Source organism: Amycolatopsis sp. FDAARGOS 1241 (genome assembly GCF_016889705.1).
In the GTDB taxonomy this organism is placed as follows: Bacteria; Actinomycetota; Actinomycetes; order Mycobacteriales; family Pseudonocardiaceae; genus Amycolatopsis.
The window spans coordinates 1698634-1719105 of the sequence record NZ_CP069526.1 but is presented as its reverse complement, the minus strand read 5'-3'; the positions used below and the strand labels follow the sequence as shown (position 1 = coordinate 1719105).

At 69.6% G+C, this 20472-nt stretch carries 23 protein-coding genes and 5 pseudogenes; 13 read left to right on the top strand and 15 right to left on the bottom strand.

Annotated elements, in window-relative coordinates; translation table 11 throughout:
- The first annotated feature begins 96 nt into the window (after positions 1 to 96).
- Positions 97 to 525, top strand: a complete 429-nt coding sequence (locus I6J71_RS08475) for an IS3 family transposase (RefSeq protein ID WP_239154546.1) — start codon at positions 97 to 99, stop codon at positions 523 to 525.
- Positions 526 to 1078: 553 nt separating this feature from the next.
- Here I6J71_RS08475 and I6J71_RS08465 read toward each other — a convergent pair.
- Together I6J71_RS08465 and I6J71_RS47840 are read right to left on the bottom strand one after the other, a co-directional pair.
- Complete coding sequence (locus I6J71_RS08465) at positions 1079 to 1609, bottom strand: DUF5994 family protein (protein ID WP_204094213.1); 531 nt, start codon at positions 1607 to 1609, stop codon at positions 1079 to 1081.
- 81 nt (positions 1610 to 1690) lie between these two features.
- Positions 1691 to 2179, bottom strand: coding sequence for a DUF5994 family protein (locus I6J71_RS47840; RefSeq protein WP_239155290.1), 489 nt, complete (start codon positions 2177 to 2179; stop codon positions 1691 to 1693).
- A gap of 823 nt (positions 2180 to 3002) precedes the next feature.
- Here I6J71_RS47840 and I6J71_RS08455 point away from each other — a divergent pair.
- Positions 3003 to 3461 carry a DUF5994 family protein gene (locus I6J71_RS08455; protein ID WP_204094211.1) on the top strand — a complete coding sequence of 153 codons (459 nt, stop codon included), beginning with the start codon at positions 3003 to 3005 and terminating at the stop codon, positions 3459 to 3461.
- A gap of 506 nt (positions 3462 to 3967) precedes the next feature.
- Complete coding sequence (locus tag I6J71_RS08450) at positions 3968 to 4813, top strand: hypothetical protein (RefSeq protein WP_239154544.1); 846 nt, start codon at positions 3968 to 3970, stop codon at positions 4811 to 4813.
- Positions 4814 to 5198: 385 nt separating this feature from the next.
- On the opposite strand, the pseudogene I6J71_RS08445 reads toward I6J71_RS08450, so the two are convergent.
- Positions 5199 to 5924: pseudogene (locus I6J71_RS08445) on the bottom strand (IS256 family transposase); the annotation flags it as partial.
- Between the two features lie 19 nt (positions 5925 to 5943).
- Here I6J71_RS08445 and I6J71_RS47835 point away from each other — a divergent pair.
- Positions 5944 to 6288: pseudogene (locus I6J71_RS47835) on the top strand (DUF5994 family protein); the annotation flags it as partial.
- 91 nt (positions 6289 to 6379) lie between these two features.
- Positions 6380 to 6514 carry a hypothetical protein gene (locus I6J71_RS49700; protein WP_255570807.1) on the top strand — a complete coding sequence of 45 codons (135 nt, stop codon included), beginning with the start codon at positions 6380 to 6382 and terminating at the stop codon, positions 6512 to 6514.
- 5 nt (positions 6515 to 6519) lie between these two features.
- On the opposite strand, the gene I6J71_RS47830 is transcribed toward I6J71_RS49700, so the two are convergent.
- The 5 genes and pseudogenes from I6J71_RS47830 to I6J71_RS08415 all read right to left on the bottom strand — a co-directional run.
- Positions 6520 to 6909: a phosphoribosyltransferase family protein gene (locus tag I6J71_RS47830; protein ID WP_239154543.1), complete on the bottom strand. Its 390-nt coding sequence runs from the start codon at positions 6907 to 6909 to the stop codon at positions 6520 to 6522.
- 338 nt (positions 6910 to 7247) lie between these two features.
- Positions 7248 to 8177 carry a GAF domain-containing protein gene (locus I6J71_RS08430; protein WP_370542100.1) on the bottom strand — a complete coding sequence of 310 codons (930 nt, stop codon included), beginning with the start codon at positions 8175 to 8177 and terminating at the stop codon, positions 7248 to 7250.
- 20 nt (positions 8178 to 8197) lie between these two features.
- Positions 8198 to 8944, bottom strand: coding sequence for a GAF domain-containing protein (locus I6J71_RS08425; protein WP_239154541.1), 747 nt, complete (start codon positions 8942 to 8944; stop codon positions 8198 to 8200).
- 588 nt (positions 8945 to 9532) lie between these two features.
- Positions 9533 to 10078, bottom strand: a complete 546-nt coding sequence (locus I6J71_RS08420) for a DUF5994 family protein (RefSeq protein ID WP_204094209.1) — start codon at positions 10076 to 10078, stop codon at positions 9533 to 9535.
- Positions 10079 to 10179: 101 nt separating this feature from the next.
- Positions 10180 to 11117 (bottom strand): annotated as a pseudogene (locus I6J71_RS08415) (acyl-CoA desaturase); the annotation flags it as partial.
- Positions 11118 to 11375: 258 nt separating this feature from the next.
- Between I6J71_RS08415 and I6J71_RS08410 the strand changes: the two are divergent.
- A complete protein-coding gene (locus I6J71_RS08410) occupies positions 11376 to 11819 on the top strand; it encodes a DUF6292 family protein (RefSeq protein WP_204094208.1) in 444 nt (147 codons plus the stop codon).
- Positions 11820 to 11852: 33 nt separating this feature from the next.
- On the opposite strand, the gene I6J71_RS47825 is transcribed toward I6J71_RS08410, so the two are convergent.
- The 3 genes from I6J71_RS47825 to I6J71_RS08395 all read right to left on the bottom strand — a co-directional run bounded on the left by I6J71_RS47825 (position 11853) and on the right by I6J71_RS08395 (position 13354).
- The gene (locus I6J71_RS47825) at positions 11853 to 12263 is read right to left on the bottom strand and encodes a hypothetical protein (RefSeq protein WP_239154539.1); all 411 of its coding nucleotides are present in this window, start codon (positions 12261 to 12263) and stop codon (positions 11853 to 11855) included.
- Between the two features lie 338 nt (positions 12264 to 12601).
- Positions 12602 to 12904 (bottom strand): STAS domain-containing protein, encoded by a 303-nt coding sequence (locus I6J71_RS08400; protein ID WP_204094207.1) that lies wholly within the window; start codon positions 12902 to 12904, stop codon positions 12602 to 12604.
- A 108-nt stretch (positions 12905 to 13012) separates the two neighbouring features.
- On the bottom strand, positions 13013 to 13354 hold the full coding sequence (locus tag I6J71_RS08395) for an HPF/RaiA family ribosome-associated protein (protein ID WP_204094206.1): 342 nt from the start codon (positions 13352 to 13354) through the stop codon (positions 13013 to 13015).
- 279 nt (positions 13355 to 13633) lie between these two features.
- Here I6J71_RS08395 and I6J71_RS47820 point away from each other — a divergent pair.
- Positions 13634 to 13874 (top strand): annotated as a pseudogene (locus tag I6J71_RS47820) (IS3 family transposase); the annotation flags it as partial.
- Positions 13875 to 13918: 44 nt separating this feature from the next.
- Here the strand turns inward: I6J71_RS47820 and I6J71_RS08385 are convergent.
- The 4 genes from I6J71_RS08385 to I6J71_RS08370 form a co-directional block, all read right to left on the bottom strand.
- On the bottom strand, positions 13919 to 14218 hold the full coding sequence (locus I6J71_RS08385) for a hypothetical protein (RefSeq protein WP_239154537.1): 300 nt from the start codon (positions 14216 to 14218) through the stop codon (positions 13919 to 13921).
- A gap of 557 nt (positions 14219 to 14775) precedes the next feature.
- The gene (locus I6J71_RS08380) at positions 14776 to 14937 is read right to left on the bottom strand and encodes a DUF6307 family protein (RefSeq protein ID WP_204094203.1); all 162 of its coding nucleotides are present in this window, start codon (positions 14935 to 14937) and stop codon (positions 14776 to 14778) included.
- Positions 14927 to 15136 carry an RGCVC family protein gene (locus I6J71_RS08375; protein WP_204094202.1) on the bottom strand — a complete coding sequence of 70 codons (210 nt, stop codon included), beginning with the start codon at positions 15134 to 15136 and terminating at the stop codon, positions 14927 to 14929. The genes I6J71_RS08380 and I6J71_RS08375 overlap by 11 nt, the downstream gene beginning before the upstream one ends.
- Positions 15137 to 15147: 11 nt before the next feature.
- Complete coding sequence (locus tag I6J71_RS08370; RefSeq protein WP_239154535.1) at positions 15148 to 15366, bottom strand: hypothetical protein; 219 nt, start codon at positions 15364 to 15366, stop codon at positions 15148 to 15150.
- Between the two features lie 341 nt (positions 15367 to 15707).
- On the opposite strand from I6J71_RS08370, the pseudogene I6J71_RS50425 reads away from it, so the two are divergent.
- The 6 genes and pseudogenes from I6J71_RS50425 to I6J71_RS08355 all read left to right on the top strand — a co-directional run.
- Positions 15708 to 15923, top strand: a pseudogene (locus tag I6J71_RS50425) (DUF5994 family protein); the annotation flags it as partial.
- Positions 15924 to 16032: 109 nt separating this feature from the next.
- Complete coding sequence (locus I6J71_RS50420; RefSeq protein WP_370542099.1) at positions 16033 to 16236, top strand: DUF5994 family protein; 204 nt, start codon at positions 16033 to 16035, stop codon at positions 16234 to 16236.
- Positions 16237 to 16375: 139 nt separating this feature from the next.
- On the top strand, positions 16376 to 16849 hold the full coding sequence (locus tag I6J71_RS50415; protein WP_370542098.1) for a DUF5994 family protein: 474 nt from the start codon (positions 16376 to 16378) through the stop codon (positions 16847 to 16849).
- A gap of 228 nt (positions 16850 to 17077) precedes the next feature.
- The gene (locus tag I6J71_RS47815) at positions 17078 to 17398 is read left to right on the top strand and encodes a DUF3494 domain-containing protein (RefSeq protein ID WP_239154534.1); all 321 of its coding nucleotides are present in this window, start codon (positions 17078 to 17080) and stop codon (positions 17396 to 17398) included.
- Positions 17399 to 18066: 668 nt separating this feature from the next.
- A complete protein-coding gene (locus I6J71_RS08360) occupies positions 18067 to 18360 on the top strand; it encodes a WhiB family transcriptional regulator (RefSeq protein WP_204094201.1) in 294 nt (97 codons plus the stop codon).
- Between the two features lie 132 nt (positions 18361 to 18492).
- Positions 18493 to 20205, top strand: a complete 1713-nt coding sequence (locus I6J71_RS08355; RefSeq protein ID WP_239154532.1) for a radical SAM protein — start codon at positions 18493 to 18495, stop codon at positions 20203 to 20205.
- The last annotated feature ends 267 nt before the right edge of the window (positions 20206 to 20472 follow it).

The window sequence follows — 20472 nt, the reverse complement described above, 5'->3', positions numbered from 1 at the left end:
CGGCCGGGACTTCACCGCCCCGGCGCCGGGCCAGCGGGGCTGGTCGGCGACATCACCTACCTGCCCACCCAGCAGGGGTGGCTCTACCTGGCCACGGTGATCGACCTGCACACCCGCGAGGTCATCGGGCACGCGATGGCCGAGCACATGCGCGCCGAACTGGTCCGCGACGCCCTCGACCTCGCCGTCCGACGTGGCCTGATCAGTGATGACGCGATCTTTCACACCGATCGCGGGTCGCAGTACACCTCCCAGCGGTTCCGTTCCGCGCTCTCCGGGCACGGCATGCGCCCGTCGGTGGGGCGGACCGGGTCGTGCTTCGACAACGCCGTCGCCGAGTCGTTCTTCGCCACCCTCAAAACCGAGATCGGCACCACCGTGTGGGCCACCCGCGACGACGCCCGAAGCGACGTCTTCGCCTACCTCGGCTACTACAACCACGACCGTCTACATTCGACACTCAACTACCGCACCCCGCACGAAGTCCGCGTCGGCTATCGTCAAAGCCTCGCCCTCGTGGCATGAAACCGGTGCCCGGTCTTCGGGGACAACCTCAAACCACCCACCAACACCACCGCGGTAGCCAGCCCCCGAGGAACTTTCTTCCGAACCAGCCACGACACCGTCGGAGCGAGCAACGCAGCGAGCAACAACGCCATCGCGACCGGTACCAGCACCGCAGCCAACTTGACCGCCACATACCCCATCAATGCGAACTTACCAGCGACAAACAGCACGCGACCGAACACAGCTGCCCCAACACGCAACCCATAGGCACCGCCGCACCGACCCCCTCAGCCCTCCGCGTACGGTGCCGCGCCCGGGATTCATCGCTGTTCATCGCGCATCCGACCTTTCACCGGCCCGCTCGTCCGGGGCACGTTCCGGGTGGCTGAATGCATGTGCCGGACGTGATGCTGCGCCGACGAGCCATCCGCTTCGGGACGGCTTTCCGATGCGCCTCCGCTCGCCGTTCCGACCGCTGCCGGCATCCCGGACTCGGTTATCCGGGAGAGGTACCCGATGTACGCCGTCGCCGAACACTGCGTCCAGGAGAAAGGCCCCGGGCAGGCGCGAGTCAGGGGCGCGGGACGGTGGCAGGCAGGCGGTGGCCGGCGGAGCCGCCGTCGGATTCCCAACGCTGGACGTCGCTTTCGGCCGGCGGGCCTGTGACGATGCCTCCGTCGAGGATCGTTTCGGGGAGGGTCGAATCGTTCCGTTCAGAAGCTGTCGACAGCGCGCGTTCGGCGATGGCCGGTGCCGTTCGCGGCGGTACGACGAGCAGGGTGACCCGGCGCATCAAGCTGCCGGTCACGTGCACGACATGCGGATCCTGTGAGCGAAACCCCTCCAGCCGGACGACTCGGCCCCGGTGGATCAGCTTGGTTGTCGCGGCCGTCCACGCCGAGGAGGCGAACGCCACCCGCCAGACGGGCCCGATGCGGTCGGCGAGCGCGGCGGCAAGTCCGGGTGCCTCGGCTGTCAGGTCGGCCGAGCGTGGCCACCAGGCGCCGTCGACGAAGCCGGCGACGGAGTGCGGGGGCTTGAGCCGCACCCGGGATTCGTCAGTCGTGGCGGGACCTCGAAGTCGAGGGCTGTCACCGGCCATGAGAACTCCTAATCCGGTTCAAGGAAACGTCGCGAACACTGGCATCGCCGTGGCTCTGCTCGGTGCGCCCTGCCGGGCGGATCACGTCGGGCCGGTGATGCCGCTGCTGCCCAGGATCAGCTGGGCGGAATCGGTGGTGTCCGCGGCGGAGGTCACGCTCAGCGCGCGTTCCGCTGCGAGCGGGTCGGCTTCCGGGGGGATCATCAGCAGGGTCAGGTGGTGGATGCGTGGTCCGATCACCACGATGGTGTGCTGCTGCAGACCGGAGAATCCCGCCAGCCGGACCAGGTCGGGTCCGTGGGCGAGCCGGTCCGGCGCGAGATCCCACGCCGCCGGGTTGAAGCCGATGCGGTCCACTCGCCCGAAGTCCGCGGTGAGCGTGGTGACGAGCGCGCTGAATTCGGTGACCGGGTCTCTCGACCGTGGCCACCAGGCGCCGTCAAAACAGCCCTTCGCGGCTCCCGGTTCCTTCAGCCGGAGACGGCGGCCGGTCGCGGGGGAAGGGATTACGCTGCTCGCCGCTCGTGGAAGTTTCACAATCGTGCTCCTGGTGGTCCGGTCCGATATCATCCGACGGCGAATGGCCGTGGCGTCAGCGCGGCGGGGGCCAGGGCGCGCCTGTAGATCGGCCGGCTGGGGTGGAACGCAGTTCCGCCCGGCCGGTGCCTTCAGCCTACGCCGAGCCGGAGGAGCGTCCACCGTGGACCGGAGGGCAGCGGCGGTGTGCGGAGCGCGAGCGGCGTTGCAGCAGTTGCGTTGCGGCCCCATCGCGAGTTCCGGGGGCGGGCTGCCGGAACAGGCCGCCGTAACGGATGTCCTGCGGCCGGACGAGGGCGCCGGGGCGCGGCTCTTCCCCGAGGGGATGGCTGAACAAGGGCGCGTCGACTGGAGGGGTGCTGATCGGTTTTCCTTTCAGGCCCGGGGTGTTGCCCCACGGGCGGACACCGGAAGCTGGCCACGCCGCACCATCGCCGTACCCGGGTTGGGGCGCTACCGGCTGGCACCGCGGACGCGGTCGGAGCCGGAGCGGCTCCGCGGCCTTCAGGCCGCTGAGTGACGATGGTGTGCCGTGGGCCCGGCTAGCATGCCGTGCTCCCGTCCTCGGTCGAACCGGCCAGAGGAGGGCCGAGGGCGGCGCGGACTCGACTGTCCACACACGAGATGCTCTCGGACACTTCTCACAGTACACCGCCGGGTCTCCGAGCGCGCCGTCGAGGGATGCCCTCGCTTCGAACTCCCCGAGGAGGTCGTAAAGGTCGCCGGGGCCACTGAGCCGGACCGCGGAGTAGGCTCTCGGTACCAGAGGTGAAGCACTGTCCGGCCGTAGCCGGAGCCACCCCTGGCGGACGAACGATCCCCGGCGCGGTCACAAGCCGGAGGCAGGAGCGCCGGAATGGCGATCTCGGTTCAGCCGGAAACGACGCCCGAACGTGAACAACTTTCCGCGCCTCGCCTGCGGATGAAGCAGGCCGGCTCCGAACGCGGCCACTTCGACGGCGGCTGGTGGCCGCGCTCGACGGACCTGGTGGCGGAGCTGCCGGCATTGTCGAGCGCGCTCAAGCAGTGGGTCGGTCCGGTCACGAGCGTGTCCTACCACCTTGACACCTGGGGTCCGACCGCTCGGAAGGTGCGTGTCGGCGACCGCACGGTGCGGCTCGAAGGCTTCCGCTTCACGGACCCGCACACGATCACCGTGATCGGTTCGGGCTCCCGGTCGGCGAGCCTGCTGGTCGTGCCACCGGAGGCCCCCAGGGACGCTGCCCGCGCCGCGCTGCGGTCGGTCGTCGACGAGGAGCCCGCCGCCTCGGCGGCGGAAATCCTTTCGCGTAACGGGATTTCTCCGGCTCTCTGAGTGACCGTCGGGACGGCCCGGTGTCTCTGGCGGACAGTGGGGGCGCACTGGCGGCCGTCGCGATTCCCCGAGCGCAGAACGCAGAAGTGAAGTCGTGTTCGCCATGATCCACATGCGACACCTCCGCAAACGGGAGCTCCACCGTTTGAAAGGGACGTCCACGACGTTTGCCTTCGCGAAACCCGGGTACGCACAAGCCATGCCGTGCGACCTGGCTCCGGCCAGCCCGCGGTACCGGCTCGCCGGACGAGTTGTCCGGCTTGCACCGCATCATCAGGAAGTTTCTGCCATGCCTTGACCACCACCAACGACGCGACTTCCGGGTCGGCCCGGAACCACGTGACTCCCAGGAGCCCGCACGCGAGAACAGCACCACCACCGCAGCGGGGCGATCCGGGAACTCCTCATGGAATTGACCTCGACCTCGTGAAAAGCCGCCGATTCGATCGGCATTCACGCCGGCGCGCGGCACTCTTGAGCCAACTTCTTCTTGAAGGGATAGATTGATGAACACCGGATTCAACGTCCTGCAGAGTCTGCAGAGCGCATTCACCACGTTCGTGAGTTACCTGCCCCAACTGATCGGCGCGCTCATTGTGCTGCTGATCGGTTTCCTCATCGCCAAGCTGCTCGACAAAGCCATCACCAAGGGACTGCAAAAGGCGAAGGTCGACGACCGGCTGAAGTCAGCCGGAGGCGCGAACTACGTCGAGAAACTCTCCCCGCAGGGCAGCCCGTCGAAGCTCGTCGGGATGGTCGTGTTCTGGGTGATCATGCTGTTCGTCATCTCCTCGGCCATCGGGACGCTCGGGATCCCGGCGTTGACCGGCTTCATGGACCGAGTGCTGAGCTACCTGCCCAACGTCCTCGCCGCGCTGCTGATCTTCATCGTCGCCGCGGCGGTCGCCGGAGCGATCGGCGGGCTGGTGCACCGGACGATGGGCGACACCCCGACCGGCAAGATCGTCCACACCCTGGTGCCGGCGATGATCATGGGAATCGCCGTGTTCATGATCCTCACGCAGCTGGGGATCGCGCCGGTGATCGTCACGATCACCTACGTCGCCCTCGTCGGCTCGGCCGCACTGGCCGCGGCGCTGGCATTCGGGCTCGGTGGGCGCGACGCCGCCGCCGACGTGGTCGACTCCGGTTACCGGAAAGCCCGCGAGAAGTCCGACACGGCCGCGGCCGATCTAGCCACCGGCAAGCAGCGCGCAGGCCAGCACACCGCCACCGCCAAGCAGAAGGCCGCGCAAAAGGTCGGCGACCAGGGGCCGGGCACCGCTCCCGTCCAGTCGCAGCCTGCCGAGGCTTCGCCGACGCCCACAATCGACGGCGCCTACCGGTCGTGACCCCCGGGCCCGGTCATCCGGATCGCCGTTGCCGAACGGAGAGCGGATGACCGGGGCGCGGGTCGCCAGACACGCCCCTGGCTAGGGGCGTGTCTGGCAAAGCCTTGGTCCAGGCGCCGCATCAGGTGCGTAAACATCGGCGCGTCCCCAGCCTGCCCCGGACCCACAGAACCACCAGCGGACAGTCGGCGGAAGCCGATTCGGTGGTGCTGCCGATCTTTACCGGGACATGTGCGGACCGCGAATCCTCTTGTCGTTGCCCAACGGGCGGACCGAGCGTGATACCCACCAATTTGGCGTTGCCCACCCCGCACAGCTGCCACTACAGGTGCCGCTGACCACTCGGGCGGGGTCTATCCCGTGATCGGTGTTTCCGGCGGTTCGGTTAGTAGGTCTCGGCTCCCGGCCAGCGGTCACCGAACGTGATGGCGAACGCGTTGATGACTGGCTTCCAACGCATCGTCCACCTGACGCGGCCCGTCCCGGTGGGGTCCAGGCTGCGCGGGACAAGATACAGCCACTTCATCGCGGCCTGCTCGGTTGGGAAGTGTCCACGTGCGCGGATCGCCCGCCGGTAGCGGGCGTTCAGTGATTCGATCGCGTTCGTCGAGCAAATCATCCGTCGGGTTTCGACGTCGTAGTCAAGGCAGGGAACGAATTCCTTCCACGCATTGCGCCAGAGTCGGATCATCGCACCATATTTCTTTCCCCTTTTCTCGTCGAGTTCGTCCAATGCGGCGAGCGCCGCGTCGGCATTGGGTGCGGTGTAGACCGGTTTAAGATCCCGCTTGATCTCGTCCCAGTGCTGCCGCGCCGCCAGGCCGAAGGTGTTGCGGATCAAGTGCACGATGCAGGTTTGAACGATGGTTTGCGGCCATACTTTCGCGACGGTCTCCGGGAGACCTTTGAGGCCGTCGCAGACGAGGAAGAACACGTCGGCCACGCCGCGGTTTTTCACGTCGACCAGCACGCTCATCCGGAACTTGGCACCCTCGCCGCCGACGCCCATCCCCAAGCCCAGGACGTCCTTGTGGCCGTCCACGGTGACGCCGATGGCGGCGTAGACCGGGCGGTTGGCGACCTGCCCGTCCCGGACCTTGACGTGGATAGCGTGGCCCGCAGTCCGGCCGATGCCCTCGGCCGGGGACGGGAGCACCGGCATGAAGTCGGTCCCGCACACCACCCACGCCATGCGCTTCGCCCAGGCGGCCGACGAACTGCGCCACTTCTCGCCACGGCTGTGGCTGAAGCCGGAAGCAGACACCACCGGGTGGGTCGACGGCGCCTGGTGGCCTCATTCATTCCCTGGATCTGGCCGCCGAACTGCCGTCGCTGCTCCCGGCGCTGACCGGCCTGCTGGGCGGCTCGAAAGGGTCACCTACCACGTCGCGGCTTGGCCGCCCATCCCACGCCGGCTGCGTTCCGGGGACGAGCACGGCGACATCCGGCTCGAGGGATTCCGGTCGCAGCACACCGCCACCGTGGCCGTGATCGGTGCCCGGCACCGACTGGTGCTGCTCGTGATCCCCCCCGGACGCCTATCCGGATCTCGCACAACACGCACTGATGACCGCGGCGCGGCGGGGCAACGACGACACCGACGGCACGCTGCTCGCCATCCTCGAGGAGGACACGGCCATGGAGCGCTGGGAGGTCGAGGGCGGCCGGATCCCCGTCCAGTCGGAACCGGTCGACGCGTAGCCGACTCAGCCGCCGGCGCGCCGGTGGTCCTCGCGCCCGATCACCACTCCGGTGGCGGCGACTCCGGCTCTTTCAGTCCAATGTTGACGCCATCGGGGAACCTCGGTCGGCCGGCGGGGTTCGCGATGAAGCAGTTCGAGTGCCTCGGTGTCGGCGACTGCCGGGAACTCCCGGTAACTGTTGCGGACCGCGTGCAGCCAGGGCACCGGGCGCAGGCAGACGAACTGGTCCACCTCGCGGGAGAGCCGGTCGAGAACGGGTGCTTGGTCGACGGGGACCGCGAGCACGATCCGGCGGGCCTGGCGGGCGCGCAGGACGCGGATCGCCGTGTGCGCGGTCGTGCCGGTGGCGGCGCCGTCGTCGACGAGCACCACTGTGTGCCCGGCGATCGGCACCGGCGCCGCCGTGCGCCGGTAGACTGTAGACCTGCCGGGCCAGGCCGGACCGCGCCCGGTCGGCGAGCCGGGCGAGCCCGTCCGCCGAGATGTCGAGCCGGCGGATGGCGCTGCGGTCCCAGACGACCAGGCCGCCCTCGCCGACGGCGCCGAGCATTGTCGGCGGCGGCCCGGCGTACTCGATCCGCTGGGTGAGCAGGATGTCCAGCGGCGCACCGAGGACGTCGGCGATCTCCCCGGCGACCACCAGGCCACCCTCGGACAGGCCGACGACCACGGCCCGGTCGCCGCGGAGTGGGCGCAACCGCAGAGCCAGCCGTTCGCCGACCTCCCGGCGATCACGAAACCGCATGGGCACTCCTGGAGTCGAAAGCTGAGGTCGAAAGCCGGCCTGCCGTCCCCAGCATGACGGCACCGCGTCTCCAGGCGAGAGGACCGTTGGTCACCGCCAGGCCGACCGTTCGGCATCTTTCGCGGGTTCCGGTCCCGCGCGCGGAGCTCGACAGTCCACAAAGGATTTTTCGGTGCGCGTGGCTCACCGTCGACGGGGCCAGCACGACCGTGGGTGCGAGGCGGCGGTCGGCCAACGCGCGGGCCACGTCGCTGAGCCGGAGGTTGTTCCGCCGGGCGTAGCCGCGCAAAGCCACGAAGGCCGCCTCCATGCTCAACTGCCCGCTGACCGCGAGAACGCCCTTGGCCTGCTCGATGATCACCCGGCTGTTCAACGCGGTCTGCAGCTGCTCGGACAGGACTTCCCCCTGGCGGAGGGCCCGTTCGTGGAGGATGCCGATGGTCGCGGTGTCGGCCAGCCCCTGCGCCAGGGCGAGGTCGTCGGCCGGCAGTTCCCCCGAGTTCTGCCCGAAGAGGTTCAGCGCCCCGATCGTCTGCTTGCGCAGCCGCAAGGGGACCGCGTGCACCGACGCGAATCCGTCCTTGGCCGCCTCGGCCGCGAACCGCGGCCACCGCCCCGCCTGCGCGGCGATGTCGGCCACCAGCACCGGCGTGCTGGTGGTGAAGCATTCGACGCACGGGCCCTCGTCGATGTCGAGCTGGAACAGCTCGAGCAGGCGCGCCTGCTCGGTGGAGGACGCCAGCACCTGCAAGCCGCCCCGCTCGTCGGCCAGCGTCAGCCCGGCCGCCGCGACGTTGAGCAGCTCCACGCACTGTTGCACCAGCGTGTGCAGCAGGTCGGCGACGTCGTAGTCGTCGACCAGCGTGTCCGCCAGCGCGACGAAGGCCCGGGTCACCTGTCGTTCACGGTCGGCCATGCCCACCATCTCCTGGTTCCTCAGCTGCCTTTATGGTCATCCTCACCGGAACTCCTCGTCCAACCGCAGCCGCACGGCGACGATGTCGGCCGCGACGTCCAGCAGGAACGTCCGTGGCCGAACGCGTAAGCCCGCAGCCGGGCCAAGGCGGCGTCCGCTCGCAGGTCCAGGTGCGCGACCAGCATCCCCGTGGCCTGGTGCACCTCCCGGAACCGCATCCCCGCGCCGTCCATCCACCGCCCGTCGCCGTCGAGCCAGCGATCGCCCCCATCCCGCAGCCCCAACAGGGCAAGCGCCGCGATGTCGGCCACCTGCAACGCCGTCGACAGCTCGGCGGCGTCGAGCGAGCCCGGCGTCGAGCGATAGGTGTCGAGGGTCGCCACCCGCACCGCCCCGATCTGGACCGGGAACGTAAACAATGCGGCCACCAGCTGCGCCACGGCCTCAGCGGCGAACACCGACCACGCCAGCTGCGGCCCGGCGGCCAGATCGGGCACCAGGACCGGCCCGCCTGCGGCGTAGGCCTCGAAACACGGTCCTTCACCGAGGGAAAACTGCAGTTCCGCCAGCGCCGTGCTCACCGCGTCACTGGCGTAGACGATCTCACGGTGGCCGGTGCCGACCGTCACCGACACCGCCGCGCCGTCCACCGGCAGCAGGCGCACGCACGCCCGGCAGACCCGGCCGACGACGTCGACCCCGCTGCCGGCACCACCCTCGCCCAGCGCGGCCAGGACGCTCGCGCGCAGGATCTCGATCTCAGCCACCGCGAATCCACCACCGGCGAGCTTCGCGTTTCCGCAGCCGGTTCCCTCTGGGTCGGTGTTCGAGATCGCCACACCAACCCGGACGTGACCAGGGCCCGGATCAGCACCGCTGCCGCGGCTGCGTGCACCGATCGTACTCGCCCGGCCATCAGCGCACCGGGCGAAGCGACGATGTGCCGGCTCACCCGCACCACACCGGCTCGACGGTGGCGAGGAGCAGGAGGAGGTGGCTGCGTCGCCAGGCCACGCACAGCTCCTCGGTCGCCAGGTCGGCCACCGGTACGGGCGACGCGACGCGGGGAGCGTGACCGGGACGTCGGGTGGCTCGACGGCGGCGGGCGGCGCGGCACGGCGGTGACCGGCCCACAGCCCGCCGGGGTGGTCACGCCCGCGAGCAGGTCGGGCCCGCCCGCCGCGCGCCACCACGGGAGCTGCGGAGTGCCGAACGCGACGAGGAGCCCCGCGCCGGTTTCCAGGAGGAGCCAGCCGAACACGACGTCCCACGGCAAGATCGGGGCACCGATCGTGGCCAAAGCGCAGACGGGACCGAGCAGACCAGCCACCACGACGCGTCCCACCATCGCGCACTCACCGTCCGGGCCGGACGGCCGGCGCCGGGGAACCAGGATCGCCGAGGTCTGGGACGTGGCGCCCACGCCCAGACCTCGGCGCCCGGAAACGCGGATTCGGGTACCCGGTTGCCCGCGCATGCGGCCCGCCTCGCGCGGCGAGGATATCCTCGCCACTGGCCGTGGTGGCCGGGTCCGCGGCCGTCCGCAGGGCGGCGGTGGCGGCGTCCCGCGCAGTGCCCGGTGCCACGACGAGCAGGATCAGGCGCCGCTGTTGCGTGCCGATCAGCGCGAGGGTGTCCGCCTGCATGGCGTGGAACCCTTCCAGCCGCACGAGGCGGCCTTCCACCACGAGTTTGCGGTGGGCGATCTCCCAGCCGTCGCCCAGCGGGTAGCTGATCCGCTCGACCTCGCCCACGCGGTCGCGCACCGCCGCGAGCAGCTCGGAGAACTCGACGCCGCCGTCGCGGGAGCGCGGCCACCAGGCCCCGTCGACATACCCGCCGCCGGCCGCCGGTTTCAGCTGCAGGCGGACCTCATCGCGCGCAGCGCGAACGGCCGTCATGACCGGCTCCCGGCGCCCGAGTGCTTTCGGTCCGGTGTCTCGGCGAGCAAGCCGCGCTCCAGCCTGCCGAACCCGCGGGGTGCCGCGGTGTAGCCGGGGTTGAGCTTGCGGGCCAGGCGGTCGGGCTTGGGCCAGCGGACTTCGGTGGCCCAGCCGAGCTCCTCGAAGAGCCAGATCAGGCGCGCGGACATGTCGAGCTGGCCGTGGCGGACGCCGTGGCGGGCACCGGGGGGATCGGCGTGGTGGGAGTTGTGCCAGGACTCGCCCATGGAGGCGATGGCAAGCGGCCAGAAATTCGCGGACTTGTCGCGGGCGGCGTAAGGCCGGTCACCGATCATGTGGCACAACGAGTTCACCGACCAGGTGACGTGGTGCAGCACCGCCACCCGCACGAGGCTCGCCCAGAAGAACGCGGTCAGCGCGCCCCACCAGGACATCGTCACCAGCCCGCCGATCAGCGCGGGGGCGAGCAGGGTGAGCACCGTGAGAGCGGGGAACCAGCGGTCGATCCGGGTGATGTCGCGGTCGGTGAGCAGGTCGGGCGCGAACCGCTGCGCGTTGGTCTTCTCCCGGTCGAACAGCCAGCCCACGTGGGCGTGCCAGAAACCCTTCGCGAGCGCGGCGGCGGACGTGCCGTAGCGCCAGGGGAATGGGGGTCGCCGTCGCGGTCGGCGTAGGCGTGGTGGCGGCGGTGGTCGGCGACCCAGCCGATCACCGGGCCCTGCATGGCCATGCTGCCGGTGACAGCGAGCGCGATCCGCAGGCCGCGGTTCGCCTTGAACGCGCCGTGGGTGAAGTGGCGGTGGAAGCCGATCGTCACCCCGAGACCGGTCAGGAAGTAGAATCCGACCGTCAGCGCGACGTCGGTCCAGCCCAGGCCCCACCCCCACGCGAAGGGCACCGCCGCGGCCAGGGCCAGCAGCGGTACGACCGCGAACAGCTTGACCAGGAAGATTTCGGTGCGAGATTTCTGGCCCGCGAGAACCGGCTCGGGGGTCTTGGGTGGCCGGGTCGGCGGGCGGTCAAACGTGTGTGTCATTTCGATCGCTCTTTCCGTGACGTACCTGTCCCGCCGAGGTCCGGGGCGATCAAGTTCCGGGTAGCCCGCTGACGGCGGCCTAAACCGGGGATGATGGAGGCTGCCGAGACGGTCTCGCCGCTGGGAGGAGGGCCCGCTGTGCGGGAGAGCAGCGGACGATTACAAGCCGGAAAAATTCCCGTATGCATGACTCTTCGTGCACCGACCGGCTCCGGGCCCGTATCGCACACCGTTGAGAGGCCCTCTAGCTTGGAGCGCATGGAGCATCCCGAACCCGACGCCCGAACGCTGGAACGCGCCCTCGGCGAGTACGTGCGGGCGGTGGCGGCCGCGGTCGGCGTCCCGGACGAGAGCACCACGGTGGAGATCAGCGACACGGCCACCGCCTACCTCGGGCTGCCGCGGCGGTGGCCCGACCGGCCCGACCACGACGTCATGCTGGTGTGGAACGAACGGCGAGGGTGGTCGCTCGCGGTGGAAACCGATCCCGCCACGGCCCCGATCGTCCTCGCGCACCAAGGCGGCGACGTCGTGCCCGCCCCGGACGCGGTGGCGCGGTTCGTCGCCGACACCGCCGCCGGGAGTCCCCCGGACCAGGTGCCTCCCGGCCCGGTGGTCGACGTGACCCGCAGGTCGCTGGCCGAGCGGCTGAGGCCCTACCTCCGCTACGCCCCGGGTTCACGTCCGCCTGCGGGCGGCTGACCGCGTTCCGGGATGGAGGTCCACTCAGGACGTTCAGCTCCCGGTGGTCAGGTACGGACCGGGATCACCGCCGGCCTTGGCGCCGCTGTCGAGCCGGCGGAGAAACCCGCGGCGACCCCGTCGGTCGATCTCGTCCAGGTATTCCTGCCGGCGCTGCGCGACCTGACGGCGGGCGAGCGCATCGGTGGCCAGGACCAGCTGGAAGCAGCTGCGCCGCCAGCCAAGCACAGCTCCTCGGTCGCCAGGCCGGCCATCGGCACGGACGACGCGGGCAGCATGACCGCGACGTCGTGCCAGATCCGACCCGCTCACCCCGGCCTGTCGCCCCCGCCGCCACCAGGGAGCGCTGAACGCGACGAGAAGGCGCGCCCCCGCTCCAACAGCGTCCGGACGGCCGTCATCGTGCTTGCCGTCGTGGTCGGCGTCCTGCAGGTCGAAAGCCACGTGCTGCACCCGCTGCTGCTCGGGCGGGCGTCCGGCTGCACCCCTGGCCGTCGTCCTCACCCTCGCCATCGGGCTCGTCGCCACCGGGATCGTCGGCCCTTGGCAGACGCCGGCTGAGCACCGGGAAACCCGATCGGCTTCTCCTCGGCTATGTGGCACTTCGCCCGAGGGTTCCGACGGGTCTTCCGGCCGCCCCGGGCCGGTCGTGATGCGAGCTGCTGCTCGCCATGCTCGGCCTCACGCCCGCCGACGGCCTCCCGGCGGACCCGCCATCGCGGCGCCGCGCGCGAGGTGTGCACAACCAGTCGTCCGTGCGTCCCCGTGAGCTGCAGCGGCCGTCAGGTCGCGGGCGTCGTGGCCACCAGTCTCAAGTCGGTACCCTGCCCGGCCCGCCGAGGTGCCTCGAGCAGCACCTTCAGCCCGGCGGCGTTCAGTAGCCAGACGACCGACAGATCCACGATGGTCCGCAACGGCGCCCGGCTCAAGGCCGCTTCGAGGACATCGCAGCGCATGGGCGCGGTGCAGAGGTCGACCTCGCCGTCCACAGCGACGACCAGGTCCCGGCCCAGCCGCTCCACAGTGATCGTCAGATCCTGGTGCCGGCGGCCGGCGGCTCGTCGGCCGATCCGGGCACGGGCCACGGCGGAACCGGTCTCAGCAGCGGGCGCCGGGAGCGCGGGAGCTTCCCGGTCGGATCCCCACGCGTCGTGGCATCCGTCGCCAGGGTTCCTTCGGTCCATTGCGGACAGTCATGAGCCGGCAGGCCCGCTCTGGTGCCGGATGGAGTCCCCGCCCTTGCGGTGATCCGCCCGACCGTACATGCTCTCGAGTTTGTGCACAGCACCCCGGCACGCCTCGTCGACCGAACCCGCGTGATGGCTGACGGCCACCGTCCTCCGCCCGGCCGGCCGAGCCTCGAGCACGCAGCACCGGTTCATCCCGTCGTCGGCGGCTTCCTCCTTGAAGTGGGCTTCCAGCCGCGTGATGTGGTCGCTGAACCGCGACAGCCTTGTGGTGAGTTCCTCCTCGAAGTGCCGGATCAGCTCTTCGTCGCCGTGCACGACCTGGTCCGTGCCGATCTGGATCAGCATGTGGTGTCCCTTCTACCGCCGGCCCGGATTCGCCCGAAGCGGCCCGTTCCGAAGGCGACCGGCCTGGCCATCACCCTGCTCGGCCGGGCCACGACCTGCCCAGGGTCACACGTCGTCTGTCCGGAGGCCGAAGGAACCTTTCTCCGGCGCCGCCACCTCAGCACCCGGGCCGGCCCGGGTCCCCGGCACGGGAGCGGGGAGGGCGGCCGCGCACGAGGCGTGGCTGACCAAGGTTTCGTGCACCCGGGCGATCTGCAGCGGCCGCCACGTCGCCCGTGTCGTCGCCACGGTGTGCAGATCGGTCCGCGCGCCGGTGCCTGCGGCGACAACGCTGCCATGGAGTCGGTTTTCCTTTCTGCGCAAGAACATTCCCGACACCCGCCGGTGGAAAACCGGGAAGAGGCGCTGCCTGGCCATCGTCACCTGGATCGAGACGAAGTACCTCCGCAAACGCCGACAGTGCGGCCTGGGCAAGCTCACCCCGGTCGAGTTCGAGGCCAGCTACACGGCGGCGGCCTGAAATCACCAACCCACACTGTCAGCCGAAGTCTGGGGGCAGACCGGTCACCGTGTTGGCCACCGTGCGAGTGCTTGCCGCAGCGCCGACGCGATGTCGTGGAAGGCGTCACCGCTGTCGTACTGTTCGACGAGGATGTCGGTAATTTCAACGATCGCCACAGTCGCTCGGTGGCTGGCTTCGACCAAGCCCACGGCCAGGTTTCCGGGCAGCTGCGACGAGGCAGCAGTGCCGGTGCCGGCTGGTTGTGCGGCTTTCCACGCTGCGTCGACCTGTTCGAGTGCCTGGATCAGGTCTCGCCATACTGCCAACTGGTTGGTGCTCTTCTCTGGCTGACGTTGGGTCATGGCTGTGGTCCTCATCTGGGCGCTTGGGACTGCCATCGTGGACAGCCTCGGCGGGGGAAACCCGAGCACCGATCGGCACCGAAGTCGGTGCCGCCAGGTCGCGCCGTACGTTCGGCCGCCGTCGGCCCTCCATTGTTGCTCCACGGGGCTGGCCACGCTCGGGTGCGGCACCGCGGTGGGGATGGCCGCCCGTTGCGCGGCGTCTTGCCATTGCCGACCGGGAGGTGTGGCACAGTCGTAGTCGAGTCATGACCGGCGACTGAGCGCAGTGCGGAGGGACCGCGCCGTCAGGGACGCCGGGGGCACCACGAGCAGGCTGATACCCGAAAACAGCGGAGACTGGTGCCGCCTCCGGCTCTACGAGCCTACACCGCAAACCACTCCGCCATGCTCTCGCGGGAGCAATGGACACGCAACCGAGAACAGGGTGACGACTTTCGGGCAGTATCGAAGCTTGGCTGTCGCAGCCGAGACGGACCGGGTCCCGTTCACAGCGAGGAGACCGGTGGAATCTTCGCCCCCTCCTGTGCCGCCTTCTGGACAGCAGGGGTGATCTCCTACCCTCGCACCTTCTCGGGCGCCTCGTCGATGAGGTGCAGTTCCCGCACCGCGAGCGCTTGGCATGCGGACTCGGTCAAGTCGGTGTCCGCTTTCAGCGCGTCCCGTACCAGTAGGATCCGCTGGTCGTAGCGCGACACGAAGACCACGTCACTGGTCATGATTCCATCCCTCTTTCTCGGTTTCCAGGCTTCCGGCGGCGCAGGCACAGCCGCGGTGGAGCTCGCCCGCCGCTGTAGCCGCGCAGAAGCGGCTTGCGATCGCGTCGTGGCTGTTGGACTCGTGTGGACAGACAGGGCAGGCGCCGCCGTCCGGTTTGCGAACGCCGGCCGACCGCAGTGGGGCGAGTTCGATGATCATCGTTGTGCTCCTCACTGGTCGGCTGCCTCGGCGCCGTTCGAGATCACGACCGGCGTGGCGAACCGAGCTGGCGGAGTGGTTGCCGCCGCGTTCTCGCGGGCGACAAAAGCGCCCAGCTCACTGCTGGTGCTCATCAGCGGGCGGAACACCACCGTGGTGTTCTTGTCCAGAACCAGCTCCCCGAGGCTCTGCAGATGACGCAGTTGCACCGCGAGCGGGTGCGCCATCATCGTGTCCGACGCCTCGCCCAGCGGCCGCAGCCTTCACGCCTCAGTCTAGCGCCTGTTTCATCCGCAGCCGGGGCTCGGAAAGTTGCCGGCCTTCGTTCGTGGATTCCGGCGCTCCTACCTCCGGCCCTTGACCGGGCCGAGGATCGTTCGTGCGCCAGAGGCGGCACCGGCGAACGGGCGGGTATTGCTTCACCCCTGGTTCCGGTCCCTTTCGAACGCGCGGCAATACATCCGCACCAGCCGCAACGCACACAGCGGCGCCGTCGCCGCCGAGTGCACGCGGTGTCGGCTGAACGCATCGGCTCGCGAAATCCCGGATTCGACGCTGTCGGCCGAGAGCGATGCGCCGGGGAGGAACCGCGGCAGCGGCCGTCGCATCATGCAAGCCGGACAGGAGCGCGACTATGAAGCTCGTATCGCACAGCGGTGCCGCGGGACCCGTGATCGACTCTCTCGCGATCGGGCATCGACTGCGACTGGAGGAACCGGGAGCGACAAAAGGCTGTTTCGACGGCGCCTGGTGGCCACGGTCGAGAGACCCGGTCACCGAATTCAGCGCCCTCGTCGCCTCGCTCACCGCCGACTTCGGGCCACCGGACCGGCATCTGCTTCAACCCGGCCGCGTGGGACCTCGCGCCGGCACGGCTTGCCCACGGCCCCGATCTGGTGCGGCTGGCGGGATTCTTCGGGCTCCAGCAGCACACCGTCGTGGCGATCGGACCACGCATCCACCACTTGACCCTGCTGGTGATCCCTCCGGAAGCCGACCCAGTTGCTGCAGAACGCGCACTGATCGCGACGTCCGCCCCGGACAGCACCGACTCCGCACAGCTGATCTTGAGCCGCAGCGGTGTCACCGGCCGGACTTGATCCCGCACGACCGGGAGCGTTCGCACTGTGACGTTCCAGCCGCATTCGCTACCGATACCCCACCGGCAGTCCTGAGCGAATCGGAGTTCTCCTGCGCGACACACCGCACGGTCGCCCCGCGCCGCCGGACAGCCCCAGGGTGCGGCTCAAGCCGCCGCTGTCCGTCGCCGGCTTCGTCGATGGCGCCTGGTGGCCGCGTTCGACCGAGCTGACAGCCGAGGTACCGGAACTAGCCGCCGCGCTCGCCGAGCGGATCGGACCCGTGTGGCGGGTGGCGTTCGCCTCGCCGACGTGGACGACCACCGGAGCCAAACTGGTCCACCGCGGCAGGGTTGTCCGGCTGGAGGGGTTCCCCTCGCAGGACCCGCACGTCGTGCACGTGACCGGCAGTCTGCTGCGCCGACTGACCCTGCTCGTCATCCGATCGCGAACGACGCAGGCCTCGCCGAGCGCGCGATGTCGGCAGCCTCGACCAGAACGAAGCAGCGCGCCCGGAGACGATCCTCGACGGAGCAGGCGTCGCCCACCTGCCGGCCGACAACGACGTCCACCGCTGGGACTCCGAAGGCGGCTCCACCGCTGTGATCACGGCCTTGTCACGTCCCTGACCTGAGCATTCTGTGCCTGCGAGAGAATCGACGCCTCCCTTTTCCACCAGGAGCATCGGCTCTCGCGGGCGCCCGCTGCGAGTCGCGAATGCGGCCGCAGGTCACAGCGGGCGGCGTCCACTGTACTTCCTGGCCGGTCAGAGCCGGTCAGACGCTGGCCGGGGTTTTCCACCGGCCCGCTCGCACTCAGCGAGACCCTGACACCGGACGGCCAGGGCGATCCGAACACTGGGTTGATCTTCGAGGTGGCGTCCACTGTGATCACGGCCTCCGCGAGCGACGGCGCCCTCCTCAACGGGGCCCAGGTGTGTCATGTGTACTGGCAGGTCGGTAGCTCGCCGCCGCTCGGCACGGCCTCGAGCTTCGCCGGCCCGATCATGGCGTTGACCTCGATCACGGTCACCACCGGAACGGTTGTCGATGGTCGCGCGCTGGCGCGCATGGCTCAGGCCGCACTCCCGCGGTGTGACGAAGGACGAGGGGCCGCAATCGTCCTCACCGTGCGATGGCGGATCACCGGGCTCGACAACTACCGCGCCCTGACGGCGCCGTGAACCCGCGGTCTTCTCCCCGGGACGCCTATGATCGGTTGACAGCTCGCAACGAGACTTCGCATCCAGCGGCTGGAAGACAGCCACGCCCGGATCCCGGCGGACGCAAGACTGATCCAGTCCGAAACTGTCTACTGCGGACCTGTTATGTCCAAGCCCCAGCCGATTTCATGCGGCCCCGACGTTGGCGCCCCCGACGGTTCCCCGCGATGCGCGACCGGACGAGGCCGACTTCCCCGACCTGCAGTGGATTGTGGCCCGCGCCCGCCCCGTTGGCACGGCACCGCAGGTACTACGCCGCAAAGACCAGCTTGGGGCTTCTGGGCTTCGCCGGTGGGTGTGCCGCCTTCGCGCTGCTGGACGACCGGTGGCGGTTGCTCACGGCAGGGCTTTCGCTGTGACGTCCACCCAGCTCGCCCACATCGGCCATCACGGCGGTCACCGGCAGATCGGCCGTGCAGCCGACCGCGATCGTCCTCGTCCCGCCCCCCGCCGAGAGCGGCGGCGTTTCTCGCCGTGCACCAAGGGCTTGTGCTCGTGGGCTCCCTCGTGCCCGGGCACGAAGTGCCGCACCCCCAGCGCGGTCTCCCGCGGCCCTCCGGCCGCGCCACGCAGCACCGGCACAGCGTCGGCGCACCCCCGTGCACCCGAGCCGCCGGGGGTGACTCCGCATGACTCACGGCCGGCGACGTACCGCTCCTGTGGTCGAAAGCTGGGACTGGCAGCGGCGAGCCGCCTGCCGCGGGCTGGACAGCGCCCTGTTCTTCCACCCCGACAGCGAACGCGGCCGCGTCAAAGCCGAGCGCGACGCCAGAGCCAAGCAGATCTGCCACCGCCGCCCGGTGATGGCGCAGTGCCGCACGCACGCTCTGGGCACTGAGGAGGTCTACGGCGTGTGGGGCGGCCTGTCCGAAACCGATCGCCGGACCGCACGGCCGAGCTCTGGCAGTATGCCCGCGCTATGAGTACCGAACGCAGCACGGTCGGCGAAGGCCCCAGGCCGGCGGCGCACGAACGCGGCGGCCCCGCCCTGGTCGCCGATCTGGCAACTGCGGAGGCCGGCCGGCCCGGATTCATCTGGAGCCCGTGCTGCCGGAGTGGCCGCGGTCCTCGACGATCTGCGCAGCACGGGCCCGCTGGATATCGGCTGGCTGTCCGATATCGACGCCGTTGTTCACCAGGCCACCGGAGTCGTCACAGTGCAGTCAAGCGGAAGGGGCATGACTGGGCTCCCGCGTGGGTATCCGTGGCAGCCTGGCCCGAACGTCCACGAGGAGGGTTGTGTGATGAGGGTGGGAGTCCTGGACATTCTGGCCCCGCCGGCGCGCGGGCCGGCGGAAGTGGGCTATCGCCTGCTGATGACCAAACAGTTCGCCAGCATCACCCCGCAGGCGATCTCCGTGTGGTGCCGTCGGCGGGGGCACGAGACGTTCTACGCCACCTATTACGGTCTGGGTGATCCGCACCGGCTGCTGCCGAATGACCTGGACGTGGTGTTCATCGCCTGCTACACCCAGGTCAGCCACCTCGCCTACGCGCTGGCCAAGCTGTACCGCCGGGCCGGCGTCCGCACGGTGATCGGCGGTCCGCATGCCAAGGCGTTTCCGGCCGACTGCCTGCGGTTCTTCGACCTGGTCGTGGGTGAATGCGATGCCGAACTGGTCGCCGACATCCTCGCCGGGCAGTTCGACCCAGGCAGCCTCGTCTCGGCGGCCCGCCCCTTCGAAGACGTGCCGACCGTGGCCGAACGGATGCCCGAGATTCGCGCCTCGGCGTTCTTCTGGGGCCGCAAACCGTTGCTGCTGTCCGCCGTGCCGATGCTGGCCAGCATGGGCTGCCCTTACCAGTGTGATTTCTGCATCGACTGGAACACCCGCTATCGCCCCCTGTCCCCCGACCGCCTGGCCGCCGATCTGCGCTATCTGGCCCGGCACCTGCCGGGAACCCTGATCGTGTTCCACGACCCGAACTTCGCGGTGACCTTCGACCGGGTCCTGGACGTGCTGCAGGCCCTGCCGCCGGGCGAGCGGCCCCCCTACATCATCGAAAGCTCGCTGACCGTGCTGCGGAAGGACCGACCCAGCCGGCTCAAGGACACCAACTGCGTCATGGTCGCCCCGGGCGTGGAGTCCTGGACCGACTACTCGAACAAGGCCGGCGTGGGCCGCGAGGGTGGCGTGGCCAAGGTCGACCATGTCGCCGACCACTTTGCAGTGCTCGCGGACAATGTGCCCTACCTGCAGGCGAACTTCATGTTCGGGCTGGACACCGACCAGGGCGACGAGCCGGTCGAGCTGACCAAGCGGTTCATGGACCGCACCCCCTTCGTCTGGCCCACGATCAACATCCCGGTGCCCTTCGGCGGCACCCCACTGCACGACCAGCTCACCGCCGACGGACGCATCCTGACCACCATGCCCTTCAGCTTCTACTACGCACCGTACCTGGTGACCACTCTCCGCCACTACGACCCGATCACCTACTACACCAAGCTCACCGAGCTGTACTCCCACGCCGCATCACGCGCCATGCTGCGCCGCCGCACGCGCACGACGTCCCACCGCCTCATCCGCTACGTGCACCGTGCCCGATCCGCAGCCTTCCGCGGCGACATCGCCAGCTTCCACCAGATCCTGGGCATGCTGCGCGACGACCCGCGGTTCCTGGCCTTCCACGAGGGGCGCACCACGAATCTGCCGGACTACTACCACCACCTGGGCGACCGCATGCTCGGCCGCTACGCCGAACTGCTCTCGCCGGCCGAGCGAGTACCCGACCTCACCCAAACCCTCGAGCCCCGCCAGGGGTGATCACCACAGCCACCGGAGCCCTCACCGGCGTACCAGGCGGTCCCGAGCGCGTAAGCAGAAGACATTTCGCCACGACGACACGGCACCCTGTGGCGCCAACCAGCACCCGAGACCGCAGTCGCCCGCCAGCACGGCGACAAAGGCAACCCACGCATGCGACCGGCCTGGGCGGTCGTGTATTGCGTCATGCCCGGAGCGGCTCCTTCCAGGGGCCCGCCCCCGATCGAGGAACTTGAGGGACGCGACGAGGGCGCGCGGCTACTACCT